This is a genomic window from Halodesulfovibrio marinisediminis DSM 17456 (genome assembly GCF_900129975.1).
GTDB classification, from domain to species: Bacteria; Desulfobacterota; Desulfovibrionia; order Desulfovibrionales; family Desulfovibrionaceae; genus Halodesulfovibrio; species Halodesulfovibrio marinisediminis.
The window spans coordinates 240,413-257,874 of the sequence record NZ_FSRG01000005.1 but is presented as its reverse complement, the minus strand read 5'-3'; the positions used below and the strand labels follow the sequence as shown (position 1 = coordinate 257,874).

The window sequence follows — 17,462 nt, the reverse complement described above, 5'->3', positions numbered from 1 at the left end:
GCTTAAATTGCTTTGGCGTCCCCAGGGGGATTTGAACCCCCGTCGCCTGCGTGAAAGGCAGGTGTATAATCTAATAAGAACTGCTTATTCCTTTATTTACAAGACTTATCCAGAAGCATCAAAAGCATTAGCGAAATAAAAATCATATAAATTTACACCTGATTTACACCTTTCAAAATCCATCAAAGCTTATATTGACAGTCAGATGTTTCAAATCGTCGCTCACCTAACTCAATAATTTAAAATGATACACCAAGCTGAAGCCAGAACAGGTTGTTTTTTGTTGTTCCACCAAAGCCGCCAGTGTAGCCTGCTGTGGCGTAGTAGTTATCTTTGGCTACTGTGATGTTTGCTTCCGGTGTGAAGGTTGTATTTTCATCCTGATCGACTACAAGCTGGGTTTCATTGCCAAGACGCATCGTATTGGAAATCTCCCCATCTGTGAGGACTTGTGTAATGCCTACGCCAACGAGCGGGGTAATGCGCCAATCTCCAGCCGCAACAAACTGTTTTGTCCACTTCAGGCGAGCATTACCATAAAGTTCATGGTTATCCATGGTGCCGTAGGTAATGTCTGCTGAATCGATATTATCTGTGGTGAACGGATCGCGGTGCTGCCATACGTATTGCAGTCCCACTTCAGGAATAATATTATATCCGTTTATCGTCCAAAGGTATCCAAGGTCAGCTTCGGCGCGGATGCTCACGGAGTCATAGCGTGCGGTTTCACGGTTAGTTGGATTATCATCCGTCATATCGCTATCAACGTAGAAGAAGGAAGCCTCGCCTGAAAGTAGTACATTGCTATTGAAACGTTTAATGCCGTGAACACCGCCATAAAAGGTATCCACAAACTCTTTTCGTTTTCCGTAATCCTCTCCGGTGTATCGGATATCGCCCCGTGTGTATCCTGCATGGAAACCTACGTAGCAGTTATTAAGCTCCTCGTTCACATTATAGTTATACCCCAATACAAAGCCATAGGTATTACTGTCGTAACCGGAGCTAGCCGAGTCATTGGAGTTAACATACACAGGGCGCATAAATAGCGAGTGACGATTAGTCTGCTTGGCAGTCATTACAGGAAGAATGTTTGGATTTGAAAGAGAAGCAACCATGGTGGAGGAGGCGCTTGAAACACCGTACCCATCAGGGCTATCACTTTGTTGCGGCGTCGCGTCTGGGAGAACACTGAACATCATGCGCCCGGCAAGATCATCATGTATAATAGACTGAATCTGGTTTTCCAGCTCCATGCTTATCAAAGCCTGTTTAAGTGGCGTTGATACCTTAGGCTCATAGCTCAGCCCAATACGCTGTGGCACTGCCGCACTGCCGGAGAATAACTTAGCCTTAACCCCCGGAGGAACATTTACTGATTTAAGTGATGCAAACTGGTTAGGGTTTGCCGCTTTCTGGTCTTCTGTTTCCTGCTTCCACAGTCTCGGGATGTCGTATACACCGTTTTTGTAATCATCTGTCAGGTACAGATACAGCTTTGCATTATCGAAGGTTACAGAGCCACTAGTTCCAGAGCTGATTGTTCCTTGATACATATGGTTGAATTCATCTTGGTCATGTCCAAGTTCCATGGCATACCCAGTAATCTTTAAATGTCCTTCAGTCTTAACCTGGCATGCAGAAAGTTGCTGCTCTTCGGGGGCGATAGACGCTGTGATTGATGGATTCATTTCAGCGGCGACACGGATTAAACCTGAAGAGTGTAATGTTGCATCATTACGGGCCACAATGCCAATGGCATCAGCAGGAGTAGGAGCGCCGCCATTATCTACATTATATGCCCCACCAACTACATGGACATCTATTGTTCCGCTATTCACAATACTCGAGGCAGAAGTTGCAACGCCATATCCAATAGTACCAATTTGGTAGGCGATAACTGTAGTAGCGTCACAGCTGTCTCCAATAGCAGTCAGAGTAATATCGCCTGTGTTTTCAAAGCGACCTTCACCAGACTGAAGCCCTAGGACAAACAGATTTATAGGTTTTGTTAAGCCGAATGCCAACGTTCTTCCACCTTTTGAAAAAACAATAACCCTTCCTTTGTTAATAATACTTCCAGTACTAGACAATCCAGAAACCGAATCACTTGCAGAAAAATTATTGCTTGTCCCACTTACGCTCTTAACAATAACATTCCCGTGGTTTTCAATAGTTGCACCCTGTATACCAACTATATCAGTGATGGATGTCTGTCCGGAACCACTTTTTGCATATACAGAAATGTCCCCGTAATTGACAACGTCACTTTTTCCGCTAATCCCATACGCCTCAACTCCAGCGTGAGCATCTGTTTTTGAAGATGTAGTGTTACCCCCTCTGCCATCTACATGGATATTTCCTCTATTGGTAATACGCATGCTAGAACCAGTAGACTCTATGCCGCATGCTCTTGCATTCGCTTTTCGTTTTGTTGATGTTCCACCATAAGCTTTAACGTTAAGAGTGCCAGAGTTTATGATTTCGCCAGAACTACCGGCATGCAGAATCCCAGTGGCCTGTGCATTGGTTTCCGCATAGCCTTCGGTTTCGCTGCATCCACCATGTGCTTCTACGGTTATATTACCATTTAGTGTAAGTCTTGCCCCATCTCCAGTTGTTTGTATGCCTTTCACAATTGCATGAACAGCTGGCACAGTAATCCCCCCAGCACCCTGTGCATCTGCCCCCTTACCGATGATTACCATTGATGCATCTGAAGAAGTTGTAATATCAGCTACCGAGTCGATTCCAATTAGGCTTACGGTTCCGCTTGTGGTGGTTCCAGCTCCAGTTGCTGTTATCTGTATACACTTACTGACATCAAGGGCCATATTTAAGAACTGGTTCTGGATACCATAAAGGGTGGTATTATTTTCATCGAGTGACAGTTCATCATACGCAATGGATGACGCAATTTTATACGATTTTGGAGCATCAGCCCCTTGGTTATCAAAGAATAGTCCCCAGTAATTTGTACTGGTTGTATATGGTTCCGTAATTTCTTTTGCATACGCCGGAGGGTCGAATGGATCTGTGACATGTTGGTCAGCAACCGCAGCTGTTGCACTAATCGGGTAACTGCTTATGAGTGCTATAACTAGTAAGATGCTTTTTATTGTCCATGCGGTTGTTTTTAGCATGGTCATAGCGTGTTGCATACGACTCCCTCCGGTAAGTTATTTTCAGCATTGTTGTTTATAACTAGCTAGCATTGTAGATACCTTTAAAAAAATGAGTACTTACCGTTATACAGAGCGTGATAAAAAAAGTGATATTATTTTTATATCAATCTGATTACAAAATGTAATCATACGCAAGTTCGTTCCGTTTACCTTCAATGCGTCTTGCAAAATAATTTTGACTCCCCACAATTCATTGGCATACGCCAGAAAAATTTGCTGCCATGGACTTTTGAAAGCCATCTCACCCCTGACATTACAGCTACCCAAGCATCCAGCGTCGTTTTATCATTTCCAAATGATCTTTTTCTCCTGCAGATGACTAGTTACAAATGAAGTCGCCGGACACAAACTGTCTGGTGAAACCACCCCATAACTCAGTAATTGGTAAACAATTTCAATTCGATTTCCCTGAACCAACTTCATATAATCAGGAACACACTGCAAAACTTCTACAACGCATAATTCATATTTTTCTCACAATGGAAAAACAAATAACAGATGAGGTTCTGTCAATTTCTTTTCCTTAAGGTGGTTATGTCATTATCACTACAAACATTTCTGTTGGGATTAAATTTCTAACGCATGCACTGAAGTGAAATATTTTCTTCAGATCTTACAATTGCGTTAGCGATGTTGTATAGGACCAGTAATAACGGTGCCTGTTTCCACGTGCTTTTTAGCGGCTGATGTCAGGTTCCATGCAGCGTAACAGTTGTTATCTGCAAAAATCTTTTTTTAACTTAGGGGGCGTCCTTTTCACAGGACACATATTCGCTCTGTCTGTTTCAAAGCGAAACAGACAGAGGGCGATCTACCAGCTGACCGCTTATGAATGCTACATTTTATTGTGTGGTGGTGAATATACCACTCGACTTACGGCTTTTCGCCGTTATTCATTTCTTCCCACTTGCCCGTTCGTAAATAGAGTACGGACGTCCATATAAAATTGCGTTTTTTGGCCACGAATATACACGGTGCATACACCGCTGTGGCTATCGGATTGAACATTAATGGCTGTGTTGTTGCTGCCACACAGCACGCAATAGTAGTAAATATGGTGTGGTGATATATATAGGGAAATTTTATTATCTACTTACGTTATTAAAGTAAGTATTTTGATCCAACAGGATAACTACGGGCAGCTTATTATCAATTTTTAAATTCAATGTCAGAACAATAAAAAAGGCCATGCAATCTATTTGCATGGCCTTTTTGCTTTTATATCAAAAAAAATGATTCACGGCCTAACATTCGCTCCTGCAATGCAGTATAGGGAAAATAAAAAGGACTTTTTAATGAGTAAAAACAAACTACTATACGGAGCAAAGATAGCACGCCTAACTGGATCAGGGAAAACACGATACAACAATCGAGGACAATCCATAAGATTCGCGAAGCGACTTCATCAGTTGGGTTACCGAGTACAACATTGGAAAAACATCTCGAATCGGCACGTGGGAGTTGTCGTAGACGATTGGCAGCAACAGGGTCTAGCAGTATCCACCATCAAATCGTACCTATCAAGCGTACGCCAAATGTGTCGTGCATACGGTAATGAAAGGATACACGAAAACAATAGTGAATTTGGAATAGGAAAACGCTGCTATATTACAACACAATCAAAAGCAGTACCCGAGATTGTCTACCGTGCGGTCCTTGACCAACTCCTGTCAGGATCAGAACGATTTCAAAGAATTGGACGTCAACTAACCGTAATGCGCGAACTGGGATTACGCCATGAAGAAGCGCGAAAAATTAATCCAGCAACCGCACTACTTCCTGATGGTCGCATCTATATATCTGCAGGCACCAAAGGGGGGCGAGACCGCATCCTGCACAACCCTTCCCAAAAACAAATCGATGCCGTTAAGGGACTGGCACCCCTTATCGGGAAAAATGGCAACAGCTGGCCTGATGATGTGTCAGAGGGATCATGGGAAAAATACGTCTATAAGATTGTTGGCCGAATGGGGCTATGCATTAGAACATGTGGCGCTTCCTTACATGGTCTTCGGCATGCATACGCCCAAGCCCGCTACAAGGAACTAACGAACTTAGCCGCTCCCTGCCTTTACATGTCACCTTCGGATTACCGTGAAGCAGCATATCAGCAGCACGGTGACACTTGGCGCAACACACATGACCAAGCAATCAATATTCTTGCCCATGAATTAGGGCACAACCGTGGCGAAATCACAGCAACATATCTTGGCACCATTCATGGATAAATTTGTAAATATTTTAAGCTGACATACTGCAATTTATTATTTCTAACATGCCGTGTCAGGGTAAATTGAAATTTTATTTACATATATTTCAAGACACTAAAGACAAAAGCATCTTTTTTTAAGTTTTACCCTTGAAAGTAACAAGAAAAAGTAATCTATGCTCATTGGTTGGGGTTCATTTAAACAATTTTGTTTTGGAGGCGAGAACCCCGTCACCGTTGTCAAAGGAGTTTATTAAAAAGCAGGGCAAAGTTGTCCACCTGCATAAAAAAAGGGCAACAAAGGTACGAAAACTGTTTATGGCCGAACCTAAGAACTTAACAACAAAAGAAGTCGCAGCATTATTAAATTGTTCAGAAAGCCTTGTTAGGCGACAGGATATGAAAGAAAAACTTGGTGCATTTTACATTGCGAAAAGGGCACTACGATTTCCAGAAGATAAGGTTGATGCATATATCAACTTACAAAAAAAGCAGTCTTCAGAAAGTCCTTCTGAAGAAGCAGCTGCAGTTAAAAAGACTCATCGTAGAAAGAAGTTGCATTCAAAGTTCGATTTGTTCTAATATCTTAGGTAGGAATAAGCAGTTTTTCATAGAAAGGTAACTATATGGCGTTTCAAATGAAAAACGGTAAATGGAAAGGACAACTTTATTACACAGATCGTAACGGTAAAGTACATAGAAAAACCAAAAACTTTGACCGCAAGCGTGATGCCCTGCAGTGGCAGACCGAAGAACGCAAAAAGTTGGAACTTGCCGATCAGGAGGCAGAAACAAAGCAGAACAGCTTTAAAGAATTGAGGGTTGGTGAATGGGCTGAACTATATATGGAATATGCGTTCAACACATTCACAGAAGAAAACTGCAAGCTGGCAAAAGAAAAACAACGTGCCTTCAAACGGTTTTTTGAAACCAAAGTTGTTGCGCCCGAAATGCTAATTTCTAACGTGCGCAAAAAAGACATTCTAGATGTCTTCAATATCCTCAAGCAGCATTATTCTGGGAAGAATGTTGATAGGCAGATCAAGAATCTGAAAGCAAGCTGGAACTGGGGCATTGATTACCTAGAGATGCCAGAGGTAAACCCGTTCTGCAGGCTACCAAAGGCAGCTACCACAGAAGAAGAATCTCATTACATGCCGCCGCTTGAAGATATGCTTAAGGTATTGAAACTGGCGGCAAAAAGCGATGAGCCACAACACTATCTGGTATTGTTTACTTTGCTCATGACCGCCGCTAGGCGCGTTGAAATGCGCCGCCTTACATGGGCTGATGTGAAGTTTATGGGTGAGCAAATCGGGTTGCGAACCCGAAAAAGGAAAGACCGCATCGAAAGCTGCGATCTTATCCCGCTAGCGGCTGAACTTGCTGTGCGCCTTAAGGAATATAAACTTCAGGTAGGTGGAAAGCGTACCCATGTTTTTTCAGGAATACAGCTTGAAGCAGGCCTTCACATGCGGTGGCTTAAACGACTTTGTGCAGAAGCAGAAATAAAGCCTTTTGGTGTCCACGGTATTCGAGCACTAGCAGGAACACTTGCTCATACAAACGGCGCTTGTCTTATGGATGTAAAAGAACTGCTTAGACATAGGTCTACCCACCAGACAGATAGATACTTGCGAAAGCAGTACAGAAAGAATGAAGCTGTAGGTATTCTCAGTTCATCACATCAAAAGCCGAGAACAATGGCCAGCATAGCGAAGAGAAGAATGATGCAAGCGCAGCCTAAAAATATAAATTCAAAAACTTACACCTTGGGCTTACACCTTGCAGGGTAATATAACAAAAAAAGCACTTACATGTGCATGTAAGTGCTTGATTTACTTTGGCGTCCCCAGGGGGATTTGAACCCCCGTCGCCTGCGTGAAAGGCAGGTGTCCTGGGCCAGGCTAGACGATGGGGACGCTTCTTTGTGCTTCGTGAGTTCCCTCACGTGCGAAAAGGTATTTATGGAAAACACGCTCGACTGTCAACTCAATTTTTAATTATTTTCTAAAAAATTTTTTCTTCACTACTTGCCATGGTGCTCTGGTAGTCTTATCTTAAAAGTGACAAGGAAGGGGGATATCGATACAACTTCCATTCGATATATTCTATGAACCCTAACGGAGGGTAAGACAGGCTAATGGTTACTCAGAACGAACAGACAGTGAGAGAATCTACCGGATAAATTTCTCAGGATTCGGAGCCGGTGCACAAGGTGCATGGCAAGGCCGAAACAAGCATAAAAATGCTGACAGAGTTTGTAGGTAGATTCTCTCTTTTTGTATCTACCTTTTTTCAGTCCACCAATTGGTGGTCTTTTTTTTTGCCTTTTCCACCACCTACAAAAAAAGCTGCGCACCTTTCGGCACGCAGCTTTAATATCATATATATGGAACAGTCTCACGAACTGATCGTACATCATTGTTTCAAGGCTTATTTACCTTTTGCAATAATAGCTTTCGCCGGAATAATACCGGTTGCTGCAGCAGAAACAATGTTACCTGCCACACCAGGGCCGTCACCAGCCACGTAGAGACCTTTGATTGACGTCTCAAGATCGTTGGAAGTTTCAACCTGTGTTGCAAAGAATTTAATCTCTGGAGCGTACAACAAGGTGCCGTCATCCGCGATACCTGGAATTACAGCGTTAAGCTGTTCAAGACCGTCAACAAGGTTAGTCACAATACGCTCTGGAAGCGCCATTGCAATGTCACCCGGCACAACGTTGGTCATGGTCGGTGCAATGTGCCCATTGTTAATACGAGTCCAAGTGGAGCGTCTGCCACGACGTAAATCACCAAGACGCTGCAGGATTGGCTTACCGTCACCGATAATTGTTGCAAGTTTGCCGATGGCAGTACCATAGCCGGTGTTATCAGAAACCGGATCTGTCAGCACAACTTTGGACAAGAACGCAAAGTTGGTGTTCTCAGACTTCTTATCGCGGAAAGCATGGCCGTTCACGCATACAAAGTCCTGATAGTTTTCAAGTGCGATAAAGCCACCAGGGTTCGTACAGAATGTACGAGTCTGGTCGTCATATTTTGAAGTACGTACGAAGAAGGTCGGATCGTACACAACATCAGTAATGTCGGACATTACATCATTGTGTGTTTCTACACGAACACCAACTTCAATACCACGTTGGGAAACCTTCAGGCCGTATTCTTCACACACAGTACTGATCCAGTCTGCGCCAACACGCCCTGGAGCAAGAATAACCTTCTTAGCAGTGTAGGTGCCCTTATTGGTTTCAACACCCTTCACTTTTCCTTCTTCAGCTACAACACGCTTTACTTCTTCCTTAGTCTTAAGTTCAACACCACGCTCTACAATGTAGGTAGACATGTTGTCGATGTGATCTGGAAGACAGTCAGAACCAAGGTGTTTCTGCTTAATCAGAAGAAGGTCGATACCATTCTTATTCGCTTCCTTACGGATAGCCTTAGCTTTGTCCATGTTAGAAGGATAAACAGGGCCATCCATGCCAAACTTGTTGAAAATTACTTCAGTCTCATCGATCAGATCTTTTGCATCCTGCAGTCCCATAAACTGGGTTAAATCTGTCTTTCCAAGCTTGTGGATATAGTTAAGCTTACCATCGGAAAAAAGCCCGCCACCGCCAATACCGGAAAGGATATGACAAGGTTTACACTTCACGCACTTCTGGGTTTTTCCAATTGGGCATGTTCGATTTTTTACCGCCGGGCCGCGGTCAATCATACATACAGAAAGATTAGAATTTTCTGCAAGGTAGTAGGAAGCAAACAGCCCAGCAGGGCCGCCGCCAACAACAATAACATCAAAATCTGTCTTGTTAGACATAATAACAATCTCCAAATATTCTATTTGGCTTAGGCTGCATTCCTCCTTCGCGAACGGTACAGAATACAACCTCAAGCGACGTGCGTTCCAAAGCGCGCGCACAATGGCTTAGTATATCCTGTACTCGAAATCTAAACTATGTCAACATAGAAAATTTCAATTTTCAAAAAAAGCACTTCTCCATTCTATAATACTAACCATCGCGTCACCTGCCCTACACTCGTAAGGATGACGCGCCTAGTCGCATCATATCTGTTTTGTATTAACCCCAAACTCCAGAGCCGAGGTAGTTATGCCTACTGAACGTTCAACATACCGGAAACATCTCCATGGAAAGATTAAAGATCGTAAGATCGTTTGGGTTGGGAGTAGAGGGTGCGATGCTATCCCGCTTACCGACTTCAAGAACCCAATTGTTTCCATTTGCTACGGAAGCCCCGCGCAGCACGAAGCAATTACTGAACACACTTATGAAGAAATGATGCACCAAAGGGTGAATCCTTACACTTATGAAGCATCCTCCGACACTTCGGATGGAATAAAAGAACTACGACGTATTTTAATTAAAGAGCTGGAAGAACCATGTTGCCTGATCCCTTACAAGCCAATGTCATTTATCGACACGGCTTACTTCCTTCACCATAAACACACTAAGATGTTAGGGTTATTCTCTGAGCTCCAACAAACATTCAACCACAAAACATGGATAGAAACTGCACTGCATGATGCTGGGATACGGACTATCCCATGGACATACCTTGAAATAAATGAATCATCTAAACAGGAAATTTTTCGTGCGACCATGGAAGCTCCTATCATGCTTCGCGTGCATGCTGCGTCAGCAGGATCAGGACTCATCCGTATCGACTCTAAAGAAACCTTTGAAGCAGCTTGGGAATGGCTTACCCAGAATAAAGCTCCACTAATTGCCTACTCCCCCTATTTTTCCGGTGCCTCATCTCTTGCTGCTTCAGCAACCGTATTCTCTGACGGTCGAGTAGCCCTCCACCCGCTCAGCTTGCAATGTATTGGAGTACCGGAGTTAACCCCACACAACGCAGGCTATTCCGGAAACGACTTTGGTATGATTCGCGACCTTCCCGCCAGTACCATAAACCATCTTGAGGCGATGGTTCGTGATGTTGGGCAATGGCTTGCTTCAAGAGGATTTATTGGAGCCTTTGGCATAGACGCCCTACTCCACGAAGAGCAGCTGTATTTTATCGAAGCTAACCCTCGGTTCCTTGGTTCATCTAAGATGTGCTCCAGCATTGACAGAGCACTGGACAGACCGGACGTGTACATGACGCATATGGCATCATTTCTGGAACTTCCACCACCACCACAAGTTCCATTACGGGAGCTTATAGTTATGCAACCGCAGCTGGGGCAAATGATTTTCCACAACACTCAGCCTCACTTTGTGACAGTAAAAAAGAAGCCTGTAGAATATGAAAAACTTCCATTTGGCGTGACACAGACTCCGGAAGCCTCCGTATCTGTGGCACCAGGCGGACCTATCAGCACATTAAATTGGAACGAACCATTACTACGCACCAACGGCACCTTAAACGAGACAGGCCAATTCATTGCTGATACCTTTCTGGAAAGCATCACTATCTATCCACAAGGATTATCTCCAGAACGACCAAAACGGATAATCAAATAACTATTAATACATAAACCACATAAAACAAAATGCCCCGATGGAGATAATCATCGGGGCATTTTGGTGTTGTTTGGCAAGAATTTTCAAGAGTAACAATCAATTCATGGGGCAATCGAACACCTCTTCCACAAAAGTAATTCAATGCAAAAAATTGAGTCAGTTTATTCTACAAAACCCGCTTCTCTTCTACTTCAGTCATAAAAAAAGCTGGTGCAACTTTAGTTACACCAGCTTGTTATTACGATTTGTTAGAACATCTGCTTCAGCAGATCCTCACCACTTTCAACAGGGTCCTGTTGCTCGCGAGTCAATCTCGCGCCTTGCATAATGGTAGGCTGTGTTCCTTCCTTGAATGGAAGGAAATAGCTCTTACCACTGTAGGCACTGGCGATCCTGCCGGAACCGGCATCAATTCGTACCTGAATTACCCCAGAAGGCATTTCGAAGTCTTCCTCTGGGAAGTCTTTAATAACCTCCTGAAGATAATCACGCACCACAGGTGAAGCTGCGCGGGAACCAGTTTCCCATTTACCCATAGGGGTTAACTGGTCAAAGCCTACGTATGCTGCAGAAACAAGGTACGGTGTAACACCAACAAACCATGCATCAATTTCATCATTTGTTGTACCTGTTTTACCGCCGATAGGACGCTTAAGCACTTTGAGGCGCCAACCTGTACCATCCTGAACAACTTCTTTGAGCAAAGTAGACATGATATAGGCTGTCTCTGGATCCATCCCCTGGGTACGCTGAGTTTCAATGGAGATAATATCATCACCCCATGCATCTTTTACAGAGCTGATAAGTCGCCCTTTAACCCACTGACCGCCATTAGCAAAGGTTGTATACGCTTCTGTCAGGTTGATTGGTGAAACCGCCACAGAGCCAAGGGAAACAGAAAGATCAAACGGGAACGGACCTTCAAGCCCCATTGCTTTTGCACGTTCTACAACCTTTGGTATTCCCAATTCCTTGGCAACACGGATGGTACACAAGTTACGGGACTTAACAAGCGCTGTACGTAACAGAGTTGGACCGTAGAATTTGCCTCCAAAGTTTTCTGGACGCCAAACTTTAGATGTAGACTGATCTGTATATACAATAGGTGCATCCAGCACGATAGAAGCTGGCGTGTAGCCGTTGTCTATAGCAGTGGAATATACAATTGGTTTAAACGCAGACCCAGGCTGACGTTTTGCCTGAGTTGCACGGTTGAACTGACTTTCTGCAAAAGAGTAGCCACCGACAAGAGCAAGGACATCGCCGGTTCGCGGATCTATTGAAACAAACGCGCCCTGAACATTCGGATGTTGCTGCAATGCCAGCGGAATGACATCTTTTTCATTCAGCAGGTCAGGCTCCCAGCTTTCTTTGAGAGGTTCGGGAACATCCACTGAGGCCCATACAACATCACCGACTTTAACTACCCGACGTGCATCTTTTATCGCCGGCACATGGTCTGTCGCCACCTTAGGGTTCGGCTTACGACACCAGTTCATTGTCTTAACAGAGATGTGTCCTTGCATCTCTCCAAAGCGTACATCCGCACCGGATTTTTCTACCTTGGTTACTAAAACCTGAACCCATTTTTTATCAGTCAAAAGTGCAGGAATAACTTCTTGCTGCTGCAAGAAATCATTCATCATATCTGGTTCAATGGACTGAATAGGTCCCTGCCATCCGCGACGTTTGGAAGAAGCTTCCAAACCTGCACGCAGTGCTTTTTCTGCAGCATCCTGATAATCCAGATTAACAGAAGTGTAGACTTTGAGACCGGCTTCGTAGACTGCGTCCTCGCCGTATCGCGGAAGCTCAATGCCAAGCTTACGCATGTTGTCTTCACTTAAGTATGAAATAAGCTTTCTACGCACTTCTTCCAGATACCACGCACCGCGTTTCCAACTTGGGTCTTCCATGCTTTTGTATACGAGTGGCGCTGTAACAGCAGTGTCATACTGCTCCTTGGAAATCCAACCTAACTCAAGCATACGACCTAATACATAACGCTGACGAGCCTTTGCAGAGCCCGGGGCACGCAACGGGTTGTATTTGGAAGGAGCCTGCGGAAGCCCCGCAAGGATGGCTGCTTCCGCAACGGTAAGTTCATCTACATGCTTACCGAAATACGTACGTGCAGCTGCTTCTACACCGTAGGCACCGGCACCAAGGTAAATTTCATTAAGGTAAATGGTAAGAATTTCGTCTTTTGTCAGATAACGCTCAAGACGGAAAGCGAGAATAGCTTCTTTAAGCTTACGTTCGTAGCTTTTTTCAGAAGAAAGAAGCAAACGCTTAATAATCTGCTGAGTGATGGTTGAACCACCCTGTCGGATCGAACCGGCACGCATGTTTTTAACAAATGCGCGGAAGATCGCCTTAGGATCAACACCATCATGTTCATAAAAACTATCGTCCTCAGCAGCGAGGAAGGCGCGCTTCACAAGCTCCGGCATATCTTCATGGGAGACTAAGAAACGCTTTTCCCTGTAAAAATGCCCGAGTACTTGTCCATCGCGAGCATATACAGTTGTTACCAACGGCGGCTGATAGTCGTTGATGCGCGTAAAACTTGGCAAATCTTTGGATGCCCACCAATACAAACCGGTAGCACCCAGCGTGCCAATGGCCGCTACGAGCAGAAAGCCGATAGAGGTATACAGGAATATTTTTTTCATAAAATTTAATCTCGTTTGCAGGGGAACTACTCGTCTTTATCGAAGCCCCATGCGGAACGCAGTAACGCAAACAACTCTCTCACTTGAGATTTGTCCATTCCCAGCAGTTCCAGTGAATCTTCTACGGTGTCAGTCTCACGACATACAAGACAGCCTTGTGCCGTGAACATGGTCAGCTCCTTACCGCGTACCCAGAAGGGAAACAGCAGGCAGAACCACGGGCGTGCTTCTCTCGGGAGCATACACCCCTGCTCTGTCAGATACACACAATATCCTTTTTCGTTGGAACGCAGAACCCTATGAGTCTCGTTTGCAGGAAACTGTGCATCTATTTTTTTTCCATCATGCGGAAAAAGACGTTTTAATGTCTTGATAAATTCAGGCGTATTGGCAACGAAATTTTCCCCATCCATATCGGGTACTGCTGCCTTAACTTTTTCCCACTCAGAATCTGATAAAGGAAAACAAAGTTCAACATCCTGAGGCTCTGCGTGACAACAGGTATGGTATTTTTGTGCGCAACGCTCACAAACAGTCGGGTCTGTTTTAGTAGAGATAGGTGTAGTCATTAATAACTTCCACTGTCACGTTTTGGCCATTTGCCGTTATAATTTTTTAAGATCGCAATATAATATTTAGGACCGTAACCGTTCGTATGCGTTGTTTGATACTCCATAACGTCCACGGATTCAAACAACTCCTTAAGTGGTTGAACATCAATAGGTTTATGACGCACAAAGATAGCGTCCCAGCCCTTTTTGGCTTCCGGTGTTTCCCACAGGTCATATTGTGCCTTCCTGCGGCCAAAGTCCGCGCAGAATGCCTGCGGCTGACCAGGAGCATAGAATGAAAGGCTGGCTGTTACACCGTAGCGGTCAGAAAAATAAAACACTTTATCAGGGTTCGGCATGTTATCAGTAAGCTCTTGAAGCTTATCAGACATATCTGTCCAACCCATCAAACGCATTGCAGGGTTAAATGAGCGGCTTCTAAATGGCAGCTCTCCAAGAGAATGCATAAGAAGGAAAAGAACTACGCCGATAATGACGCCGGTTTTACGGAGCGGAATTCGCTTGCCGCGGATAACTAATGCATTTTTACCCCACACATGTCCCTGCTCTACAGCAATTGCCGCAAGCATAATACCTGCCGCATAACTCATTGCAGACCAGTTTGGGTAAATACGTTTATGGAAGCTCCAGAAAATAAAGAAGCCCCACAGCATCCAGAAACCGACACTTAACAGAAGCGCTTCACGCACTCTGCTGTCATCGCCAAGCGCTTCAGCACCTTTTTTTGTCCATCCCTGCTTCAAAGCAGTCCAACCGCCGAAGATGAGGAAAGCAAACCACCAAGGGGTAAGTAGGCCAATCTGAGAACCAAAGTATTCAGGAAAACGATCAAAGCGGAAGAACGGTTCTGCGATGGCAGACTTGTTCACCCCTGCGAGTTTAGCAACATGGCGGAAGCCCACCCAGTCATTCTGCATATTCCAGATCAAAATCGGTAAGAAACCGACAACTGTACCAATAGTCATTGCTATGGCAATACGCTTTACAAACACCTTGCTGAGCATTCTTCTGCGCCACAGCCCGATACAATAGAAAAACACCACGCCAATCATGGCCAGCATCATATACTTAGCAAGAATACCCAAAGCCATCGTAACACCAAGTACGATGTAAGAGGCTTTTCCTTCTGGATTCTCACTTGCTGCATACACAGCAAACAAGGCTGTTAGCCAACACACGAGCAACGGGCTGTCCGTTGTCATCAAAATGCCGGAAGCAAGGAATAGCGGGATAGTGTTAGCAAGAATAACTGCCCAGAGAGCAGCAACAGGACGTTTCATCAAGTGTCCCATGCCGTACAACAAAATACTCTGAGTCAAAAAAGAGTTAAAAACAGCGCCGATACGGACGCCAAACTGGGTATCACCAAAAATACTGGTCCAACTTTTGATGATCCAAGCAATCAGAGGTCCTTTGGAGTAGTAAGAAAACTGCATGTGACGAGTCCAATCCCAGTACTGGGCTTCGTCATACACAAGATCAAGCTGGTTACTCCATAGAAATGCGATACGGATGCAGGTGGTACAAGCAATAATCGCGGCAGCCACTAAGTATGGATGTCGCTGCCAAATAGCTGTATTATTCAAAATAGACCTCACAAAACAATATACAATGATCACGCATTATCAGCGTTCAGAACGATGTATTAAACACAAAAAAATGCGCATTATATCCTTAATCATAAAAGGCTCCCTAATTCATACCAGTTATCACCAATTGTCAACTCTGCCCCCTTTCTGATAACAACCCCGTATTTCGGAATTTTATTTCACAAATTCTTCATAGATATAATCATCTCCCCTCTTAGCGTCGCGCAAAAAATATGGTAACATACCCCCCTGTTTACCATTTTCACTTTTCATCGGATTCAGAAACATTCCGTATAGCAGTGACTCAAAATAATATTGCGACATAATCCGGAGGCGGCATGGGAGCCTGTTACCATCAGAGAATTTTTTCCATAGCAGTATCTTGCATTTGTGTATTCATACTCACAGCCTGTTCCGGCAATGGTGATCAACCACAACCGATTGCGCCTAATGTAGATGTTATTTCGGTTTATGAAGTGCCAGTTGCAAACAGATGGGAAGCTGTAGGTCGCGTGGATTCCAAAGACATCGTGCAGATTAAATCCCGCGTGGAAGGTTTTTTAATCGAGCGGGACTTTGTCGAAGGTGATATTGTTGCAAAAGATAAAGTACTTTTCAAAATAGACCCAAGACCATTTGAAGCCGACCTCCAGCTTGCAAAAGCCAATGTGGAAAAAACACAGGCAGCCCTTATAGAAGCAAAACAAAACCTGCAACGCGGCGCTAAGTTATATGCAGGAAAAAATATTAGTAAATCAGAGTTGGACGCCTACACCAGTACGGAACGGCAAGCAGCTGCCGAAGTAGATGCTGCTAAAGCTCAGGTATATGCAGCCACCATCAATCTTGGCTACACGACTATTTCCGCTCCACTCAGAGGACGCATTGGTCGAACCATTTATTCCGTGGGCAACCTTATCTCCCCTTCCAGCGGCACATTAGCCACGATCTACTCAATTGACCCTATCTATGTGTACTTCACCATAGATGAAAAAGACATGGTCACCTACCGTGCCAAATGGGGATACCGTTCATCTCGAAAAGTACGTTTTACGCTAAAACTTCCAAACGGAGCCATGTACCCTCTGGAAGGTCAACCCGATTTCGCACAGCCATTTGTTGATAAGGATACAGGAACAATAGAAGTACGATGCATTTTCCCTAATCCAGACAACCTGCTTCTTTCGGGAATGTATGTCGCTGTCATAATGGAAGATGCCGAAAAAAAACCTATGCCGGTTATCCCACAATCATGCGTACAACAAGGCCAGTCAGGCTACAGCGTTATGGTTGTGGATAAAAACAATATTGCTTCTTCCCGTAAGGTTGAACTGGGCATGCGCCTTAATGCAATGTGGGTTGTAATGAATGGATTACAGGCAGGAGAACGTATTGTCGTTGAAGGGCTACAAAAAATACAGCAGGGCAAACCTGTCACCCCACACATCGTAACCTTTGATCCCAAAACAGGCGTCATAACCAAGGATTCCAAACAAGATTCAAAAAAGACTCAGGAAAAGCCTGCAAAAGCCTCGCCATCATCAAGTGTTGCTCCTCAAAAAACCGGCTCAGAAAAGAACATCCCTGAAAATCCCCGCTGGACAAAAAAATCATCAACACAAGACACCAACTCATCTGGCAGTAATGAACAATGGCCAGCAGAACCAGTTCCGCCAAAATCAAGCTCATCTGACTCCCCAAACACACCTTCCACTTCCAATAGCGGGAGCTAACT

General features: G+C 44.3%; 10 protein-coding genes and 1 tRNA gene. 5 read left to right on the top strand and 6 right to left on the bottom strand.

The features are described 5' to 3' along the window. Positions 1–239 precede the first annotated feature (239 nt). Positions 240–3,161: an autotransporter domain-containing protein gene (locus BUR09_RS09100; RefSeq protein ID WP_074216631.1), complete on the bottom strand. Its 2,922-nt coding sequence runs from the start codon at positions 3,159–3,161 to the stop codon at positions 240–242. Positions 3,162–4,417: 1,256 nt separating this feature from the next. Here BUR09_RS09100 and BUR09_RS09095 point away from each other — a divergent pair. The 3 genes from BUR09_RS09095 to BUR09_RS09085 all read left to right on the top strand — a co-directional run bounded on the left by BUR09_RS09095 (position 4,418) and on the right by BUR09_RS09085 (position 7,190). Then, positions 4,418–5,413, top strand: a complete 996-nt coding sequence (locus BUR09_RS09095) for a phage integrase N-terminal domain-containing protein (protein ID WP_322788054.1) — start codon at positions 4,418–4,420, stop codon at positions 5,411–5,413. A 131-nt stretch (positions 5,414–5,544) separates the two neighbouring features. Then, a complete protein-coding gene (locus BUR09_RS09090; protein ID WP_139296795.1) occupies positions 5,545–5,976 on the top strand; it encodes a helix-turn-helix transcriptional regulator in 432 nt (143 codons plus the stop codon). 44 nt (positions 5,977–6,020) lie between these two features. Next, positions 6,021–7,190 (top strand): tyrosine-type recombinase/integrase, encoded by a 1,170-nt coding sequence (locus BUR09_RS09085; RefSeq protein WP_074216628.1) that lies wholly within the window; start codon positions 6,021–6,023, stop codon positions 7,188–7,190. A gap of 48 nt (positions 7,191–7,238) precedes the next feature. Here BUR09_RS09085 and BUR09_RS09080 read toward each other — a convergent pair. Both BUR09_RS09080 and BUR09_RS09075 read right to left on the bottom strand, forming a co-directional pair. Beyond that, positions 7,239–7,316, bottom strand: a tRNA-Glu gene (locus BUR09_RS09080). A gap of 514 nt (positions 7,317–7,830) precedes the next feature. Continuing rightward, positions 7,831–9,222, bottom strand: coding sequence for an NAD(P)/FAD-dependent oxidoreductase (locus tag BUR09_RS09075; protein WP_074216627.1), 1,392 nt, complete (start codon positions 9,220–9,222; stop codon positions 7,831–7,833). 292 nt (positions 9,223–9,514) lie between these two features. Between BUR09_RS09075 and BUR09_RS09070 the strand changes: the two genes are divergently transcribed. Further along, positions 9,515–10,891 (top strand): ATP-grasp domain-containing protein, encoded by a 1,377-nt coding sequence (locus BUR09_RS09070; protein ID WP_074216626.1) that lies wholly within the window; start codon positions 9,515–9,517, stop codon positions 10,889–10,891. A gap of 248 nt (positions 10,892–11,139) precedes the next feature. On the opposite strand, the gene BUR09_RS09065 is transcribed toward BUR09_RS09070, so the two are convergent. The 3 genes from BUR09_RS09065 to BUR09_RS09055 are packed head-to-tail and all read right to left on the bottom strand — an operon-like array spanning position 11,140 to position 15,724. Continuing rightward, the gene (locus tag BUR09_RS09065; RefSeq protein ID WP_074216625.1) at positions 11,140–13,566 is read right to left on the bottom strand and encodes a penicillin-binding protein 1A; all 2,427 of its coding nucleotides are present in this window, start codon (positions 13,564–13,566) and stop codon (positions 11,140–11,142) included. Between the two features lie 26 nt (positions 13,567–13,592). Then, complete coding sequence (locus BUR09_RS09060; protein WP_074216624.1) at positions 13,593–14,135, bottom strand: hypothetical protein; 543 nt, start codon at positions 14,133–14,135, stop codon at positions 13,593–13,595. Then, positions 14,135–15,724 (bottom strand): ArnT family glycosyltransferase, encoded by a 1,590-nt coding sequence (locus tag BUR09_RS09055; protein WP_074216623.1) that lies wholly within the window; start codon positions 15,722–15,724, stop codon positions 14,135–14,137. Before BUR09_RS09055 ends, BUR09_RS09060 begins: the two co-directional genes overlap by 1 nt. A gap of 341 nt (positions 15,725–16,065) precedes the next feature. Between BUR09_RS09055 and BUR09_RS09050 the strand changes: the two genes are divergently transcribed. Further along, the gene (locus tag BUR09_RS09050) at positions 16,066–17,460 is read left to right on the top strand and encodes an efflux RND transporter periplasmic adaptor subunit (RefSeq protein ID WP_074216622.1); all 1,395 of its coding nucleotides are present in this window, start codon (positions 16,066–16,068) and stop codon (positions 17,458–17,460) included. Positions 17,461–17,462: the final 2 nt, after the last annotated feature.